13 protein-coding genes and 1 pseudogene are annotated in these 16942 nt (G+C 63.8%); 10 read left to right on the top strand and 4 right to left on the bottom strand.

The window, feature by feature from the left end:
• Positions 1–500 precede the first annotated feature (500 nt).
• Together DVB37_RS24530 and DVB37_RS24525 are read left to right on the top strand one after the other, a co-directional pair.
• Positions 501–3758, top strand: a complete 3258-nt coding sequence (locus DVB37_RS24530) for a T6SS effector BTH_I2691 family protein (protein WP_120157022.1) — start codon at positions 501–503, stop codon at positions 3756–3758.
• A gap of 329 nt (positions 3759–4087) precedes the next feature.
• Entirely contained in the window at positions 4088–4591 is a 504-nt protein-coding gene (locus tag DVB37_RS24525) for a DUF6708 domain-containing protein (protein WP_240433990.1), read from the top strand.
• A gap of 252 nt (positions 4592–4843) precedes the next feature.
• On the opposite strand, the gene DVB37_RS24520 is transcribed toward DVB37_RS24525, so the two are convergent.
• From DVB37_RS24520 to DVB37_RS24510, 3 genes are all read right to left on the bottom strand, one after another.
• Complete coding sequence (locus DVB37_RS24520) at positions 4844–5884, bottom strand: DUF2235 domain-containing protein (RefSeq protein WP_120157020.1); 1041 nt, start codon at positions 5882–5884, stop codon at positions 4844–4846.
• 298 nt (positions 5885–6182) lie between these two features.
• Positions 6183–8534: a cytochrome P450/oxidoreductase gene (locus tag DVB37_RS24515; RefSeq protein ID WP_120157636.1), complete on the bottom strand. Its 2352-nt coding sequence runs from the start codon at positions 8532–8534 to the stop codon at positions 6183–6185.
• 72 nt (positions 8535–8606) lie between these two features.
• Positions 8607–9596: a tripartite tricarboxylate transporter substrate binding protein gene (locus tag DVB37_RS24510; RefSeq protein ID WP_104141876.1), complete on the bottom strand. Its 990-nt coding sequence runs from the start codon at positions 9594–9596 to the stop codon at positions 8607–8609.
• 318 nt (positions 9597–9914) lie between these two features.
• Between DVB37_RS24510 and DVB37_RS24505 the strand changes: the two genes are divergently transcribed.
• From DVB37_RS24505 to DVB37_RS29020, 8 genes and pseudogenes are all read left to right on the top strand, one after another.
• Positions 9915–10706, top strand: coding sequence for an IclR family transcriptional regulator (locus DVB37_RS24505; protein WP_120157635.1), 792 nt, complete (start codon positions 9915–9917; stop codon positions 10704–10706).
• Positions 10707–10802: 96 nt separating this feature from the next.
• A complete protein-coding gene (locus tag DVB37_RS24500) occupies positions 10803–11801 on the top strand; it encodes a tripartite tricarboxylate transporter substrate binding protein (protein WP_046807670.1) in 999 nt (332 codons plus the stop codon).
• A 51-nt stretch (positions 11802–11852) separates the two neighbouring features.
• Positions 11853–12836, top strand: a complete 984-nt coding sequence (locus DVB37_RS24495) for a tripartite tricarboxylate transporter substrate binding protein (RefSeq protein ID WP_120157019.1) — start codon at positions 11853–11855, stop codon at positions 12834–12836.
• 36 nt (positions 12837–12872) lie between these two features.
• Positions 12873–13517: a flavin reductase family protein gene (locus DVB37_RS24490; RefSeq protein ID WP_046807672.1), complete on the top strand. Its 645-nt coding sequence runs from the start codon at positions 12873–12875 to the stop codon at positions 13515–13517.
• A gap of 36 nt (positions 13518–13553) precedes the next feature.
• A complete protein-coding gene (locus tag DVB37_RS24485) occupies positions 13554–14168 on the top strand; it encodes a glutathione S-transferase family protein (protein ID WP_104141882.1) in 615 nt (204 codons plus the stop codon).
• 130 nt (positions 14169–14298) lie between these two features.
• Positions 14299–14913 carry a carboxymuconolactone decarboxylase family protein gene (locus DVB37_RS24480; RefSeq protein ID WP_120157634.1) on the top strand — a complete coding sequence of 205 codons (615 nt, stop codon included), beginning with the start codon at positions 14299–14301 and terminating at the stop codon, positions 14911–14913.
• The gene (locus DVB37_RS24475; protein ID WP_120157018.1) at positions 14910–15779 is read left to right on the top strand and encodes an amidohydrolase; all 870 of its coding nucleotides are present in this window, start codon (positions 14910–14912) and stop codon (positions 15777–15779) included. The genes DVB37_RS24480 and DVB37_RS24475 overlap by 4 nt, the downstream gene beginning before the upstream one ends.
• A 15-nt stretch (positions 15780–15794) precedes the next feature.
• Positions 15795–15842, top strand: a pseudogene (locus tag DVB37_RS29020) (hypothetical protein); the annotation flags it as partial.
• 81 nt (positions 15843–15923) lie between these two features.
• Here the strand turns inward: DVB37_RS29020 and DVB37_RS24465 are convergent.
• On the bottom strand, positions 15924–16886 hold the full coding sequence (locus tag DVB37_RS24465; protein WP_120157017.1) for a LysR family transcriptional regulator: 963 nt from the start codon (positions 16884–16886) through the stop codon (positions 15924–15926).
• Positions 16887–16942: the final 56 nt, after the last annotated feature.

The raw sequence follows: 16942 nt of genomic DNA, 5'->3' as shown, positions 1-16942 counted from the left end.
CCCGGCGAGAAATCGTCGGGGTTTTTTTTTTGGTTTTTTTAAGGTGTCAGACTGCATTTTTTATTCAGAAAAACATAGTGCGATGACAGATCGAGCGCCATGGTTCGCATCCTTAGGGAAGAGGGGCGTGCGGTCATTCTTCACAGCGTGGGCCAGATTTGACCCGATCGGGCCAATTTTGACCCACTACAAGCCATTGATTCAATAGCGATATTTTTTTATCGGGTCAGAACTGGCCCGTTTTCTGGGGGAAAACGGCGGTTTCGCAGGGATTCCGATCAGAGAGCTCCGTCGTAAGTGTCTTAGCCGCATGGCAAGCCGTTGATTTCATGGAGCTTATTGACAAGACGTGACGCTCGGCATGGATGTTGCATGAGTCCGGCTAGCGCTTCCTTCGGAAGCCCCCCGGCCGCCATGGCCGACACGACGACGGAGCCCGTCATGCCTACCCCCGCAACGTTTTGCATTGCCAGCAAGAGCCTTGGCCTTCGAGTGTTCGCATGACGCTCAGCCAATCGCTTATCGACATCGTCGAAGAAACTTTGCCGCTGCCATCCGGCAGTTGCAACGCCTGCGACCGCAACGGCGTGCCGATTCTGCTGCTGCGCCCGGCGGTGGTGGCCAAGAGCCCGTTCTTACATGCGCGCGGTGCGCTGTCGCATCCTGGTCTGCAAGAATCGCTGCGCATCATGCGCAAGGGCTATGTGTATGTGCTGCTGGACCGCAGGGTATGGCATGCCTATCAAGTGACCGATGCGGGCCATATGCGGCATTTCAATCCCTACGAGATGGCGCGCGACGAGCCTGCTCCGCTGGCCGAGCGCTGCGTTCAGGCCGCCCACGACTTGCCCGCGTCGTTCATCGGTATCGACATTGACAAGTACAAGCTCGCCTGGATCGCGTATTCGCAAGACCCTTGGCCGACGGCGGTGCTGGATGCGTACAAGTCAGGCGACGGTTTGAATGCCAATTACCCGCTACGGTTTGTCATCGTGGATCTGCCCAAGTTGCGGGACGATCCCACGGCGGGTAGCACCGCGCTGGCGCTGGAACATGCGCATCCGTTGAACAAACACGTGGCGGAGTATGTCAGCGGTGTCGACGACTTCGGCAGTGTTCACGGCTGGTCATCGCGCGTGACGCAAGCCACGGGCATGCGTAACTACCTGACGCTGATGGAACGGCAGCACCGCTTGCCGCAAGGCGTGACCGGGCTGATTCTGCCCGACCCGATCGGCATGGCCGAAGAACTCAACAACGTCCGCCTGGCCGCCTATACGCAGAAGCGCTTGTGGTCCGAAGAGCCGACTCGCCGCTATGCCTACCTGACCTCGCAATGCCTGCTGGCGATTCAACAGATGTACGCCGTGCAGGCCGACGCCGAGACGATGGATAGCCCGACACCCTTGCTCGACATCATGCCCAGCGAGTCCGGCACGCCACCCGTGTTCTGGGACCCCGCGCGTGAACGGCAAGAGCGGGTGCAGGCCAAGATCACCGATCGCGTTGAACGATTGAAAGAACTCTACTGGGAAACCAATCCCCCCGCCGAACCGCGCCGCCATGGCCGGGCGAGCTTTCAGTCGCGGTATGACCGCGACATCAAGCGGTTTGAAAAAGATATCGATGCGTATGGCAAGGATTGGGCGCAGGTAGTGGGTAGCGCGGCGTGGAAGCGCATCGTGGCAATGGACTATTCCGATACCGATGAACGGTCGCGTCTGCTGCGCTTGATTACGGTTGGTGCGTGTTTGGACGGCGGGATCACCGATGCGATGCCTGCGCCTGATGCCGCGTCGGCGGAGCCTGAAACGCTGGGGCCTACCAGCACCGCGTGGCAGTCGTTGCTAAGCGATCCCGACAGCGCCGCCTACCTGGCCTTGAACGGCCATCAATCCTTTTTGCAAACCACCTTTATCCCTCTGTTCGGCGCCGGGGCGGTTGCCAACGACGCCGGAAAAAAATACTTCGACGCCGTCAAGAGCATCATCAGCAGCAAAGAAATCGGTGCATGGCGAGAAGGCCGCGCGGCAGACGCCGCCGACCAACTGCTGACCGCCATGCACGGCGCCAGCAAGCGCCTGAATCAACATTTGAGCGCCGGTTCCAAAGCCGCCGTCGATGCGGTTCACGTGGGCGGTGCGTGGCTGTACCGCAAGGCGCAGATGGCGCAGGTGGTGATTCAACTCACGGTGGGGGAACTGCTGTCCATCTGCGCCGAAGAGCTGCAACGCGTCGGCGAGCCCCTGCAACAAGACGCCAGCCGGCGCGTGCGCGCGTTTGTGTTCGCCGGCTTGATCAGCATCCCGGACCCGGCGGTGCGCAATACGCTGATTGACGTGACGCTGTGGATGGAAGGCAGCGCGGAAGAGATCCGGAAGCGAATCAACGCCTTTGAGAAAGTAGCCGGCGATCAAGTAGAAAATGTGGCGCGCCAGGTGGAAGGTGTGGTCCGTCAAGCGGAAGATGCGGCGCGCAAGGCGTCGCATGGCGCGATGCGAAAGATCTCGGTCGGCATGAAGAACCTGGAAGCCCCGGCGGCGCAAATGCTAAAGGGTTTGGAGTTAAGCGCGGCCCACGCGCAGGAGTTCGCGAAGAATGGGCTGACGAGTCTGAAGCGATTGTCTGTCGGGTCGGGTTATGGCGCGCTGTCACTGGTCAGTTTGTATTTTCTGCATGACAGCGTGCGTACCAGCCTGGAGGCGGCGCGGGAGACTGTCGGTGCAAGGCATCCGGAAGCGATGGCCGCGTTGTATGGGGCAGGGGTGGGGCTGCTGGGGGCGGGTGTGGAGGCGGGTGGGTTGACGCTGAGAATTGGCGCGGAAAGTGTGCAGCCGTTCATGCGACGAGTGGCGGCGGAGGGCGGGGCGGTGGTAAAGGCGATTGGGATGGGGAAGACGCGGATCAAGGCGGGAGGGGTAATCGCGGCGTTGGGCGGGGTGGCGGATGGGGTGGGGAGTTTTGAAGCAATGGGGCGGACGGAGAGATTGGGCGACCATCAGGCGGCGGGCTTCTACTTCACTAGCGGAGCTTTGTCATGGTTGGGGGCCGCATTCTCCGCATATGGGGCGGCGACGTCAGGAGCGCTGCTAGGCCCGCTAGGTGTAGGGATAGGATTGATGCTGCTGGCATTCGGCACGTTGAATGTTGCAAAGTCCAAGGAGTCTTCCAGCCTGGAGTTATGGGCGCGGCGATCCTATTTTGGGCAGGGTGTTTCTAAACAACGCTGGGATAGTCCCGATCAAATGGATGCTGCCGTCTCCGCATTGAATGCGGCAGTAATCGGCATGGAGGCAGAACTCGGTTTTGACTCGGCCAAGCGTCCTATCGAACCTGATCTGTTAATAACGATGGATATCCTTTTGATCAAGGAAACAGGAGGAATTGAGACAGGAACCGAGTTGCGCTATCGAATTGTTCTTCCCGGCTTCGACCCCCTTCGATCGCGTTACGAGTTCACGCTATCCATTGATCGGTTTGGGTTGGCGAAGGGGAGGCGGACGCCTGCAATCACATCCGCGGTACTCGCTGCTTGCTCTCACAACAGCCCGCTTCGCGCGCCCATCCTGGACGAAGTTCGAGACTTGAAGCCAAACGATCAACGCATGCCGCACGGAGAGAGCCCAGTCTTAAGTTGCAGATACTGGCTTGAGCCGCTGCATTCCATCAAGTCTGCAGTAATCGAGATCCGCTACTGGCCGGACAAGGACGATGTGGCCGGCTACGCGAGTCTTAGCGTGACGGAGGACGCGTCATGATCAAGCCCCAGCTCAATCCGCCATGCGCCGGTTGGAAGCGTGATCTTCCGGGTCCGAACGAGCCGCCGGAAGTGGCTCCGACGCTGCGCGAATGCGCCCCGAACTATCTGGACGACACGTATCTGGAACTTTCTCGACGATCTTCGGCGGTGAGAGGCCTGCTCGTGCTGACACCGGTTTTCTTGTGCCCCCTGCTGTTTGGTCTCGTTTTCCGTATATCTGATGCAATAGGACACGCAATCAATTCGGGACCTAGCCAGTCATGGACAGGTTTAATAATTTGGATGTGCGCGACTTTTTTGATCGGATGGTATTCGGTCTTTCTCTTTGTGAAGGCTGATGTTCTGCCCCCACGCGACCTCCCCATCCGCTTCAACCGCGCCCGCCGCCGCATCTACGTCTACGGCTTCCACATGGTCTGGTGGAACCCGTTCACCCGCTGGTACGTCACCACCGCCAGCTACCCCTGGGACGACGTGCGCGCCGAACTCTGGGAGCAATGGGGCGTCACCTCCGGCGGGGGCTTGATGATCAAGTGGGGCGTGTCCCTCGCCATCGTCAAACCCGGTACCAACGACGTCATCGAACGCTTCCACCTCAGCACCTACAACCACGACCTGGACAACCTCTGGGCCTACGTCTGCACCTATATGCAGCAAGGCCCGCAAGCCTTGCCGCTGTGCGACATCGAACCGCGTGATGCGAACGACGTGCCGGCGTACAACCTGGCGTTGCGGTGGGCGCCTCGGGTGGAGTGGCCGGAGGCGATGGATTGGGAGTCGCGATCTAGCGAATATTCGCGTGGGTTGGAGGGCAGGGGAGAAGGGCGGTGATGAGATCAATCACGATTGCGCCTGACGTGGATGACCTTACCGGCTATGCCCGCATCAGCGTGACGGAGGAAGCGTAATGCCCAGATCGATGCTCAATCCTCCCTGCGCCGGTTGGAAGCGTGATCTTCCGGGTCCGAACGAGCCGCCGGAAGTGGCTCCGGCGCTGCGCGAATGCGCCCCGAACTATCACTTCGGGACCTAGCCAGTCTTGGATAGGTTTAATAATTTGGATGTGCGAGGCAAGCGTCTGGGCTACCCCCGCCCCACCGGCAAGGCCGCCACCGCCTCTCTGAAATTCGGAAACTCCTTCAAATACTCCGCGTTCCCTTCCACCCGCCTCACCACTCTTTCATCCACCGTCAGATTCAACACGGTCTCGCCATCCCAAATCCGCGCCTGCTTTTTCACATGGATCAGCACCTTCTCGGTGAACTCCTTGTACGAGTCGTGCGGATTGCACTGGTCATAGTCGGTGGAGATGCGCTGCGCGGTGCCGGCTTCCAACCCCACCTGCCGCGCCTTTTCCTGGATCCACGCTGCCGGCAGCGTCTGCAAACTCCCGTCGCGATATCCTCCACCGATATCCGAGTGTGCACCGATGAACCAGCGCTGTTCAACCGGCCTGTCCGGCGGGCGCGGTTCGGATGTTGCCAGCCTTGTCCATAGCGTTGGGAAATACGGCTCGCGGTATTCGTTCGTTGCGATGGCGTGATAGGCGTTGCGGACGTGGTTGCTCAGTTCGGTGTCGTGGAAGTTATAGAACTTGGAAAACCCGGGAAACGAAATGCCGCCGACGGGTATGCCCAGGCTGCCCACCGTGTCCCAGACGCCGACGAAATGCAGGTCGGTGTCGCGCGAGAACTGAGCGCGAAACGAAATGGCGTCGATGGACGAGGGCAGGCACTCATCGCGGTAAAGCGCGTACGCTTCGGCGACGTTGTCGTCGGTGGGGTTTTTGAGCAGGCCACATTTGCGGACCATGCCGGCCAGGCTGCGTGCCGAGTACGCGCCACGGCTGAAGCCGAACAGGAAAATGTGGTCCCCAGGTTCTTGGCGTTGGCACAGCCATCGGTAGCCCTGGCGGATATTGGCGGACAGGCCGGCGCCGAATGCGCCGCCCAGAAATTTATCGATGGCGGCCCACAGGCCTTGGCCTTGGGTGCCGACGCCTTCGATATACAGGGTTTCTTGCGTGCTGGTTTCCGGCGCGGCTTTGTAAAGCTCGTAGGCGTTGGTGCGGTCGTTGGGTTCGTTCCACGTGCCGTCAAAGAAGATGGCCAGATTCTTCATCATGTTCAGCTCCCCACAGATCGAGTCTTCCGATACATCTGTTGCTGGCTGGGATGACGCCCGCGTGAGGCACGCTATCACGCGGGTTACGCGTTTGCCGCCCGCGTGGTTTCCCTGCTGGCGGCATGTACACCGCTTTTTTTACTAGGGGGTGGCGGACGCAAAAACGCCCGCGCGGGCGCTTGGGCGCCGGCGGGTCGGGAAGGGGGATAAACGAACTAATGAATGCGTAGCCATCCGCCGTACAGGCGGATGGTATCCACGATTGGCGAGGTTGGTAGCCGGGTCGGTCAGTCCACCGTCACAACTCCAACACCACCTTTCCACCCCCGCACGAGCGTGAGCAGCAGGCCATCATCTTGTTGTTCGCGTCGCGTTCGGCGCGCGTCAGCACGACGTCGCGGTGGTCGATCTGCCCCTCCAGCACCCGCACCTCGCACGATCCGCACAGGCCTTCCTCGCAGTCGCTTTGCACGTCGATATTGGCGCCGCGCAGTGCGGTCAACAAGGTCTGATCGGCGGGCACGTTGATGACGATGCCCGAGTCCTTAAGCACGACTTCAAATGGCTGTTCCTTGGACGGGTCCAGCGTGCCCAGGGTGGAATGAAAATGCTCCACGCGCAGCGCATCTTCCGGCCACGCGGCGCAGCACGCCGCCAAGCCATCCAGCAAGCCTTGCGGGCCGCACGCATAAATCTGCGTGCCGGCATCCGGCTGGGACAACAGCGCTGCGTAGTCCGCGCGGGTGCCTTCGTCTTTAACATGAACATGCAGGCGGTCGCCGTGCAACGCGACAAGTTCGTCCAGCATCGCCATGCACGTGCGCGCGCGGCCGCTGTAATGCAGTTGGTAATCCAGGCCCAGTTCCTTGGCGCGCCGCGCCATGGCGCTGATGGGGGTGATGCCGATGCCGCCGGCAATCAAGATCAGCTTGTCGGCCGCTTCGTTCATGCGGAAGTGATTGCGCGGCCCACGGATGCGCAAGCGTGCGCCGACCACCGCGTTCGCGTGCATCCATGCGGAGCCGCCTCGGCCTTCCGTTTCCTTCAACACGGCAATTTCAAATACACCGGCTTCCGAAGGATCACCGCACAAGGAGTATTGGCGCGACAAGCCCGTGTCGCCGCATTCCACATCAATGTGCGAGCCTGGCGTCCAGCGCGGCAGCGGCTTGCCATCGGGCGACACCAGGCGCAGGCGCAGGATGCCGTCAGCGGCTTCGACTGCGCTTTGCACGACGACGGGCCGCGTGATGGCGTGCGACGAGGGCTCGCCGATGCGCACGGGGTGCTGATCATTTAGCAATTCCGGCGACGCCAGTTCCGGATTCTGCTTCGGGTCCCATTCCACCCACAAGTGCTCCGGCCCACGAAACGAGGTATTGGGCACATAGGTAAACGCTTGATCCGACAGCTTCATATGCGGCAGGCGGCGGGTGAGTTCTTCCAGGAAGATCTGCATTTCCATGCGGGCCAGGTTCTTGCCCATGCATTGGTGCGAGCCGTAGCCGAAGGTGAGCTGGTCGCTGGCGTTTTCGCGGCGGATGTCGAAGAGGTCGGCGTCGTTGAATTGGCCTTCGTCGTGGTTGGCGGACGACGTGACGATCAGCAGCTTGGAGCCTGCCGGAATCGGCACACCGGCGATTTCGGCGTCGCGCGTGGCCAGGCGGCGCCATGCCGCGACCGAGCCGTTATGGCGCAGGCATTCTTCGACGGCGTTGGGAATCAGGTCGGGGTCTTCGCAGATTTCGCGCCAGGCGTCGGGGTGTTGCAGCAGCAGCTTGATGGCGTTGGCCGATGCGTTGGCGGTGGTTTCGTGGGCGGCGACGATGCCGGCCATCATCATGGAATGCAGGTAGGAATCGGTGACGACTTCCGGATGCGTCTGCTGCTTGCGCAGGCCGTATTGCATCCAACCGGGGCCGGACGGGTCCTGGCGCATCTTGTCCAGGATCTTGCCGGCCAGCTGCCAGAAGTTGCCCACGGCATGCGCCACGGCCACTTGTTCTTCAGGCTTGGGGCGGCCCCAGGTGTTGACCGTGTGCGCGATGGAATATTGGCGCAGCAGCTCCATGTCTTCTTCGGGCACGCCAAGGAAATGCAGCGCCACGGTCAGCGGCACTTCCCACAGCATCTGGTCGACGAGATCGGCGCGGCCGTCGTTGATGAAGCGGTCGACGTATTCGCGGGTCAGGCGGCGCACCATGGGCTCGTGGTGCTTGAGTTCTTCGGGCGTGAACGGGTCCATCAGCACGCGGCGGCGCGGCATGTGGGCGGGCTCGTCTTCGTTGACCAGCGTGCGGTTCATGGCATAGCCATACGACTCCAGCACGGCGTTGGCCTCGGGGCCGGTGGGGGTGATTTTTTCCAGCGCGATGGACGGGCTGAAGGTGATGTTGTCGCGAAAAATCGCCTTGATGTCTTCGTAGCGGGTCACCACCCAGTAGCCCAGCTTGGGGCTGTAGAACACGGGTTCCTGCTCGCGCGCCCAGCGCACGTATTCAGGCGGGTCTTGCTGATAGCCATCGCCAAAGGGGTCGAACTCGGCCGCGCGCGAGCTGACGGGGCAGCCGGTTGGGCTTTGCATCGCGGCAAGCGCCGCGTGATCGATGGGACAGCCCGACGGGCGCGAGGAAGAGGGCGATTGGCTCATGTTGCTTTCCGTGTATTCGTGATGCATCGGCCTGCCGCGTGGGCGGCAGGCCGCGGGTGGTGATGGCTGCGCTTAGTCCAGCGTGATCTTCAGATCGCTGATCAGCTTTTGCCAGCGGGCGCGTTCGCCTTTCAGCATGTCGGCGTATTCGGCGGGCGTGTTGCCGACCGGCTCGATGCCGAATTCCACCAGGCGCTGGCGCGTGGCCGGGTCGTTGATGGTGGCGACCACCTGCTTGTTCAGCGCGTCGATGACGGCGGGCGGCGTACCCGCCGGCACCACGACGCCCACCTGCGCGGCGGCCTCGACGTTCTTCAGGCCGATCTCGGCAAACGTCGGCACGTTGGGCAATTGCGGCAGGCGCGTGGGGTTGGCAACGGCCAGCGCGCGCACTTTGCCGCCGTTGATGAAGCCCGCGCCGGCCGCCAGGTCGACCATCATGGCGGGGATCTGGCCGCCCGCCACGTCAGCCAGCGCGGGCGATGCGCCGCGATACGGCACGTGGGTCATGGTCAGGCCGCTTTCGACTTTCAGCAGTTCCATGGCCAGGTGGTGCGGGCTGCCCGCGCCAGCGGAACCGTAGTCCAGGCCTTCCTTGCGTGACTTGGCCTCGGCCAAAAATTCCTGAACGGTGTTGACCTTCATGGACGGCCCCACCACCAGGATCATGGGAAAGCGGCCCATCAGCGTGACGGGCGCCAGGTCCTTGACCGGGTCATACGACAGCTTCTTGTACAGCGCCGGGTTGAACACCAGCGTGCCGTTGTCGGCGGACAGCATGGTGTAGCCGTCGGCCGGGGCGCGCGCGGTTTCCGAGGCGGCAATCGCGGTGTTGCCACCGGGTTTGTTCTCGATGACGACGGGTTGGCCCAGGCGGCCGGTCAGGCCCTGGCCGATGCTGCGGGCCAGGAAGTCGGACCCGCCGCCCGCCGCGTACGGCACCACCCAACGCACGGGTTTGGACGGGTAGTTGGCCGGTGCGGTTTGGGCAGACGCGCTGGCACAGGCCAGCAGGGGCAGGGCCAAAAGGCCGGCAAGCAGGGGGTGTTTCAGGGCGCGCATAGGCTGTCTCCGTATTGGGATGACCTGATGGCATCCCTTCTTTTGCGTAAATCATATACGCAATGCGTAATTTTTCAAGAAGGGTTAACCTTGGATCCGCGCCGGCAGGCCCCCAGCCGCCCCGCGCGCCCGCATTCGCCAGGAATCACCGCTGATATGACCCCATCCAAGCCGTCCAAGAAGATGCCCGCCAAGTCCGCCCGGACGTCCGACGAGGTTGCCCCCAAGGCGTCGACAAAGGCGTCCACGAAGGCATCCACGAAGGCATCCACGAAGGCATCCACCAAGGCATCCACGAATGCGGATGTGAATCCAGAAATGATGGGCGCCCGCCCGCTCGAAAGGCGCCAGCGCGTGCAGGCCGCCGAGACCGGCATGGTGGTGTTGAAAGGCCTGGCCCGAATGGGCGGGCGCGCCAGCCTGACCGCGCTGGCCGCGCACGTGGACGAAAGCCCCGCCAAGGTGCATCGCTACCTGATGAGCCTGATCGCCGAGGGCCTGGTGGACCAGGAAGTGGCCACGCAGCAGTACCACCTTGGCCTGGAAGCGCTGATGGTGGGTGTGGCCGCGATGCGCCAGGCGGACCCGTTGCGCATCAGCGAACCCGTGTTGATCCGGCTGCGCGAAAGCCTGGCGGTGACGTGCTTCATCGCCGTGATGGGCAACAAGGGCCCGACCATCGTGCGCTTCGAGGAACCGGCGCTGCCCGTCACGGTGAACGTGCGCGTGGGCTCGGTACTGTCGATGCTGTGGTCCGCGACCGGACGCGCGTTTCTGGGCGCTTTGGAGGAAGCCCCGATCCAGCGGATGGCCCTGGCGGAACTGGCCGAGGCGCCCGACGATTTGCGCGCCTTGCTGGACCACGACGATCCAATCGGTGGGCTGCGGCGTCAGGTGCAAGCGGCCGGCTGCGCCACGGTCAAGGATACGAACCTGCGCGGCATCAGCGCCGTGTCGGCGCCCTTGTATGACCACACGGGCCGGCCCTGCGCGGTGTTGACGGCGCTGGGCGCGACGGGTGGCTTTGATGTGTCGCCCAACGGCAAGGTGGTGGCGGCGGTAAAAAAAGAAGCCGCGGCCGCCAGCGCGGCGCTGGGTTACGTGGCGTAGCCCGCGCAAAGCAGATATGCGATACCGCGCATAGCGCCGGCCCGGCCCGCCGCATACCATGCTTCAAACACAAAAATCACAAGGTTTGGAGACGGTATGAAGATCGCAAGGGCGCTGACCTCGGTCGGCCTGTGGCTGCGGGTGGGGGCGGCGGTATCCGCCGTCGGGATGATGGGGCCGGCCGTGGCGGGCGCCTATCCCGACCACTCCATCCGGATGGTGGTGCCGTTTCCGGCGGGGGGCGCAACCGATCTGATGGCGCGCGCGCTGGCGCAGGGGCTGGGCGACAAGCTGGGCCAAGCCATCGTGGTGGAAAACCGGGGTGGCGCGGGGGGCACGATCGGCGCGGAAGCCGTGGCCAGCGCGGCGCCCGACGGCTACACGCTGCTGTACTCGACGATGGGCGTGCTGACCATCAACCCGTCGCTGTACCCCAAGCTGCGCTACGACCCGCAAAAGAGCTTCGCCCCGATCTCGATGACCAACCTGACGTCGAATCTGCTGGTGGTCAATTCCGATCTGAAAGTGAATTCCGTGGCGGAACTGGCGGCGCTGGCGAAGGCGCGGCCGGGCGAACTGACGTTCAGCTCATCGGGCAACGGCACGACCAGCCATCTGGCCGGCGAAATGTTCAAGTCCACGGCGGGTGTGGACATCCGCCATATCCCGTACAAGGGCACGTCGGGCGCCATCAACGATTTCCTGGCGGGCCGGATATCGATGATGATCGACACGTCATCGAACTTCATCGAACAGGTCAAGCTGGGCAAGGTGCGCGCGCTGGGCGTGACCAGCCGCCAGCGCTTGCCGGTGCTGCCCGATGTGCCGTCGATTTCAGAAACGCCGGGCTTTGAGTCGTACGAAGTCAGCCTGTGGTCAGGTGTGCTGGCGCCTGCCGGTACGCCGCGCGCGGTGATCGACAAGCTGAACCAGGACATCGCGGCGGTGATGACGTCACCGCAAATGGTCGAGCGCATGGCGGCCTACGGCATTCAGACCACGCACAGCACGCCCGAAGCGTTTGCCGCGCAGATCAAGACGGACACGGCGAAGTGGGCCAAGGTGATCGAGCAGTCCGGCGCCAAGTCGGACTGATTGCGAGACGGCCATGGGCGCGCGCTTGACCGCCCTTCAACGGGAAATTCCATGACATCGATGAATCCGTTTCGCTTGGCCAAAGCGGCCATGGTGGCGGCGCTGGCTGCACTGCTGATGCCGGCCGCCCAGGCCGCGTCTTATCCTGACCGCCCCTTGACGCTGGTGAATCCGTACGCGGCGGGCGGCCCGGCCGATGTGGTGGCGCGCAGCCTGGGCCGCGCACTGGAAAAGCGGCTGGGCCAACCGGTGGTGGTGGAAAACAAACCGGGCGGCGGCGCGTCCATCGGCACGGGCTTTGTGGCCCGCGCCAAGCCGGACGGCTACACCTTGCTGCTGGGCACGTCGGCCGGCCACGTGGTGACGCCGTTGATGCAAAAGACGCCCTACGACGGCGTGGACGGCTTCGCGTTTTGTTCGGTGGTGGCCGTGCAGCCCATCATGCTGGTGGTGAACCCGGCGCGTAGCATCACCACGGTTGCGCAATTGGTGGAACGCGCCAAGGCCGAACCGGGCAAGCTCAGCTACGGGTCGGCCGGCGTGGGCGGCGCCACGCATCTGGGCGCGGAACAGTTCCAGCAGGCTGCGCACGTGCAGCTCAATCACATTCCCTACGCCGGCGCATCGCCCGCCATCAACGATGTGGTGGGCGGCCAGATCGACCTGGCCATGCTGAACCTGTCGGCCAGCCTGCCGTTCATTCGCCAAGGGCGGCTGGTGGCGTTGGCGTACGCAGCCGACAAGCGTTCGCCGCTGTTGCCCAACGTGCCCACGCTGGCCGAAGCCGGCGTGGCGGGCGCCGAGGCCGCTACGTGGTACAGCCTGGCCGCGCCCGCCGGCACGCCGCCCGACATCGTGCAGCGCCTGAGCAGCGCCGTGCAGGCCGTGAACGACGACCCGGAATACCGGCGCGTGATGCAAGAGCAGGCGATAGAGCTGATGTCCTTATCGCCCGCCCAGGCCGACGCCTACGTGCGCCGTGATCGCGCCGACATGCAGCGGTTGCTGGGCTCGTTGGGGCTGCTGGCAAAATGAAAAACCTTCGTAACGCCGCCGCAGGGCGATGCCGCCATGAATTTTGATTTCAGCCAACTGGCGTCCGCCGATGCGTTCAAGCTGCTGTCCAGCGTGGTCGTGCCACGGCCTATTGCCTGGGTGGTGACCCAGTCCGCGCGCGGCGATCTGAACGCCGCGCCGTTTTCGTTTTTCAACGTGGTCAGCAGTGACCCGCCCATCGTGGCGCTGGGCATCGGCCCGCGCGCGGGGCAGTGGAAGGATTCGTCGCGCAACATCATGGACACGGGTGAATTCGTGATCAACGTGGTGTCCAGGGAATTGGCCCGGCAGATGAACCAGACCAGCCTGGATTACGACGCCAGCGTTGACGAGCTGGCCCGCGTGGGGCTGTCCACGCAGCCATCGACGCTGGTCGCGCCGCCGCGCATCGCGCAAAGCCCGGCGGCGCTGGAATGCAAGGTGTGGCAGGTGATCGAGGCCGCGCCGCATCGCGTGATCGTGTTGGCGCGCGTGGTGGGCATGTATCTGCGCGACGACGCGTTGCTGAACCGCGATCGCTTTCATGTGGACACGCCCGCGTTGGGCTTGCTGGGCCGCATGCATGGCGCGGGTTGGTACGCGCACACAAGTGATTTGTTCCAGATGCTGGCGCCCACCGCGGCCAACGACCCGTCGGTGCTGCCCGCGCAAGGGCATTGATGCGCGCCCCGTCGCGCAACCCCAAGGAGAACCACGATGAAGTTGCATTGGTCGCCCAGGTCGCCGTTTGTGCGCAAGGTGATGATCGTTTTATACGAAGGTGGTATTGAAGACCGCGTGCAGTTGGTGCGCACGCCCGTCGCAATGGACAAGCCCAATCTGGATCTGGTGGCGGACAATCCGCTGATCAAGCTGCCCACGTTGGTGTTGGAAGATGGCACGGCCTTGTACGACTCGCGCGTCATCTGTGCGTATCTGGATGGGCTGACGGGCGGTCGGCTGATGCCTGGCGATGCCACGGCGCGGCTCGTGGCCGAGCGCCGGCAGGCGCTGGGCGATGGGTTTCTGGACGCGTTGTTGCTGTACCGCCAAGAGCGCAACAAGCCTGTGGAAAAGCAGACGGCGGCTTGGCTGGACGCGTTTGCGCTGAAGGTGCGTGCCGTGCTGGCCGCGCTGGAAGCCGAGACGCCCGCGTTGTCGGCCACCGGCTTCGACCTGGGGGTGATTGCCATCGGTTGCGCGCTGTCGTACATGGATTATCGTTTTCCGGATATCGATTGGCGCAGTAGCCACCCCAAGCTTGCCGCCTGGCATCAAGGCTTTTGCGCGCGCCCGTCGGTGGCGCGCAGCCAGCCGGATGAAGCGCCGTGAACGCGCCGTATCGAACGTGGCCCGATGATGCGCGGGTCGTTGCGTGGGTCGATGCGTGCGTCATTGCGTGCGTCGATGCACGCGGCGCGTCCGACTTGGCGCCGCGCCACAAACTGAACCGAGGATGATGATGAGCCGTATCCCGCTGCCTTCCCCCGACAGCATGACCGACGACCAGAAACGCGTGTACGAGAAGATCGTCTCGGGCCCGCGCGGGCGCCTTGTGGGCCCGCTGCGCGCGGCGCTGCACAGCCCCGAACTTGCCGAACGCTGGCAGGCGTTGGGCGCCCTGCTGCGCTTTGGCACCAGCCTGCCGCCGCGTGTCAGCGAGTTGGCCATTGTGGTGACGGCGCGCCGTTGGAACAGCCAGATCGAATGGCATATCCACGCGCAGGCAGCGCGCGCGGCCGGCATTGCAGACGCCGTGCTGGACGCCATCCAGGCGCGGGAGACGCCGCGGTTCGACACGCGCGACGATGAAGTCGTCTACGAGTTCTCGCGCCAGTTGCAGGAAACCGGCCAGGTCGATCCCGACCTCTATGCCGAAGCGGTAGCGCGATGGCAGGCGGTGGGCGTGGTGGAGCTGACGGCGGTGATCGGCTACTACACCATGGTGTCCATGACGTTGAACGCACACGACATCCCGATGCCGGACGACGCGCCCGCGCCGCTGGATATTCCGACGCAAGACGGCGCGCCTGCCTTGAGCCCATTGGCGGCGCTGCCGCGCAAGGAGCAGCCATGACGCCCGAGATACCGCGCATGCCCGTCACCCCCAGGCACGCGCTACCCGCCTTGGCCTGCGATGCGCATTGCCATGTGTTCGGCCCGTATGACCGCTTTCCCCTGCAACACGCCTCGTCCTATGCCGCGCCGGACGCGCCTGCGCCGCGCTACCTGCGCATGCTGGATACGCTGGGCGCGGCGCGCGGGGTGTTGGTGCAGCCCGCGCCCTATGGCGTGGACCCGGCGGCGTTGTTGGACGCTTTGGCGCAAGGCGGTGAGCGGCTGCGCGGCATCGCGGTGGCCGACCCGTCGGTGACCGATGCGCAGTTGCAGGCGCTGGTGGATGGCGGCGTGCGCGGTCTGCGCTTTCTGGAAGCGCGCGACCCGGCGGGCAATTTGTTCCCCGGCAGCGTGGGCTTTGGGCAGCTTGCCGCGATGGCGCCGCGCATGAAGCAGTTTGGCCTGCATGCCCAGCTATGGGCGCCTTGCGATGCGTATGTGCAGCATCTGCCGGCGCTGGCTGCGCTGGACGTGCCGATTGTGATCGACCATCTGGGCAGCCTGGTGCCTGCGCGTGGTGAACAGGATGCGGCCTTTCAGCTGCTGCGCGGCTTGCTGGCCGACGGGCGAATCTGGATGAAGCTGACGTTGTGCCGCGTGGGCGCCGCGCCCGACTATGAAAATGCCCGCTACATCCACGACGCCTTCACGGCCGCCAACCCCGATCAGGTGCTGTGGGGATCGGACTGGCCGTTCGTGCGCATGGGCGCGTCCGCGCCATCGGCCGATGCGCTGGTGGACGTGGCCTATGAATGGCTGGGCAACGACGGCTTGCGCAAGAAGGTATGGGTCGACAACCCGGCGCGCCTGTACGGGTTCGATTGAGCGCGGCAGGCGGACCTGCGGCAGGCGATCCTGCGGCAGGCGGACCTGCGGCAGGCGATCCTGCGGCAGGCGATCCTGCGGCAGGCGGACCTGCGGCAGGCGATCCTGCGGCAGGCGGTCCTGCGGCAGGCGATTCCTTGCCCCTCAAGGTTCCGCGTGCCACACGCCTTCGCCGCCGATTTCCCGCACCAGCGTTTCAATCTGCGCCGCCACTTCCATGACGGTGCGGCCCGGTCCCTTGGACCTGGAAAACGCCATGGAAATGATTCGGCCCATCGTCGGGTCACGAAGCGCCGCGATGCTTAATCGGCCTTCCTGCACCTCTTGCCAGACGGCATGTAGCGGCAGCACGGTGTACATGTTCTCGTGCTCCACAATCGACTTCATCAGCGGCAATGAATCCGCTTCGATCAACGGCGCGATGGTGATCTTGCGCGCTCGCGCCAGGCCGTCCAGCGCATTGCGCAAACCATTCGGCGCGCCCGGCAGGATAAAGGGCAGGCCGTCAAGCTGGTCGAACGTGACTTCGCCCGATGCGGTGCGCGTATCGCCCGCCGCGCCCACCAGATAGGAATCCACGTAGGCCAGCGCCTGCTCGCCCGGCGGGCACTTGTCGCCATAGCGGTACAGGATGGCGATGTCCACGCGGCTGTCCGTCAGCCACTCTTCGATCTGGCCGCTGGAGCCTTCAAGAATCTTCAGGTGCACCTTCGGAAAGTGTTTGCGCAAGCGCGAAAACAAGCGGCGGATCAGCGGATGCGCGGTGGAGGGCAACAGCCCCAGCGTGACTTCGCCTGCGGGCTCGCGCGCCTGGCCGTTAAGCTCAAGTTCCAGCCGTTCGGCGTCGCCCAGCAGCGTTTGCACCAAGGGAAACAGCCGCTGGCCCACCTCGGACAAATTCACGCCGCGACCGGTGCGGTTGAACAGCCGCGCGTTGCACTCGCGTTCCAGTGCGTTGATGCGGCGGCTGAGAACGGATTGGTCCTGGTCCAGGTAGAGCGCGGCGCGCGTGATGCTGCCCAACTCCGCAATCGCCAGGAACGCCCTCCATTTGTTCAGGTCGGCAGTCAGGTCCAGGCTTAGCCCGGTGGCTTTGGCGAATGGCATGATGGCGGGGCGGGGTCGCAGGCAGAAGGAACGGCATAAGCGTACGGCAAAGCGCG

This window comes from Achromobacter sp. B7 (assembly GCF_003600685.1).
In the GTDB taxonomy this organism is placed as follows: Bacteria; Pseudomonadota; Gammaproteobacteria; order Burkholderiales; family Burkholderiaceae_B; genus Achromobacter; species Achromobacter spanius_B.
Note: the sequence above shows the minus strand (reverse complement) of the source record. Positions and strands in the feature narration are given on the sequence as shown.

What these genes read in the sequence shown, in the direction of transcription:
- DVB37_RS24530 (WP_120157022.1), top strand. Translation starts at nt 501, where the DNA reads ATGACGCTCAGCCAATCGCTTATCGACATCGTCGAAGAAACTTTGCCG.
- DVB37_RS24520 (WP_120157020.1), bottom strand. Translation starts at nt 5,884, where the DNA reads ATGATGAAGAATCTGGCCATCTTCTTTGACGGCACGTGGAACGAACCC.
- DVB37_RS24515 (WP_120157636.1), bottom strand. Translation starts at nt 8,534, where the DNA reads ATGAGCCAATCGCCCTCTTCCTCGCGCCCGTCGGGCTGTCCCATCGAT.
- DVB37_RS24510 (WP_104141876.1), bottom strand. Translation starts at nt 9,596, where the DNA reads ATGCGCGCCCTGAAACACCCCCTGCTTGCCGGCCTTTTGGCCCTGCCC.
- DVB37_RS24505 (WP_120157635.1), top strand. Translation starts at nt 9,915, where the DNA reads ATGATGGGCGCCCGCCCGCTCGAAAGGCGCCAGCGCGTGCAGGCCGCC.
- DVB37_RS24500 (WP_046807670.1), top strand. Translation starts at nt 10,803, where the DNA reads ATGAAGATCGCAAGGGCGCTGACCTCGGTCGGCCTGTGGCTGCGGGTG.
- DVB37_RS24495 (WP_120157019.1), top strand. Translation starts at nt 11,853, where the DNA reads ATGACATCGATGAATCCGTTTCGCTTGGCCAAAGCGGCCATGGTGGCG.
- DVB37_RS24490 (WP_046807672.1), top strand. Translation starts at nt 12,873, where the DNA reads ATGAATTTTGATTTCAGCCAACTGGCGTCCGCCGATGCGTTCAAGCTG.
- DVB37_RS24485 (WP_104141882.1), top strand. Translation starts at nt 13,554, where the DNA reads ATGAAGTTGCATTGGTCGCCCAGGTCGCCGTTTGTGCGCAAGGTGATG.
- DVB37_RS24480 (WP_120157634.1), top strand. Translation starts at nt 14,299, where the DNA reads ATGAGCCGTATCCCGCTGCCTTCCCCCGACAGCATGACCGACGACCAG.
- DVB37_RS24475 (WP_120157018.1), top strand. Translation starts at nt 14,910, where the DNA reads ATGACGCCCGAGATACCGCGCATGCCCGTCACCCCCAGGCACGCGCTA.
- DVB37_RS24465 (WP_120157017.1), bottom strand. Translation starts at nt 16,886, where the DNA reads ATGCCATTCGCCAAAGCCACCGGGCTAAGCCTGGACCTGACTGCCGAC.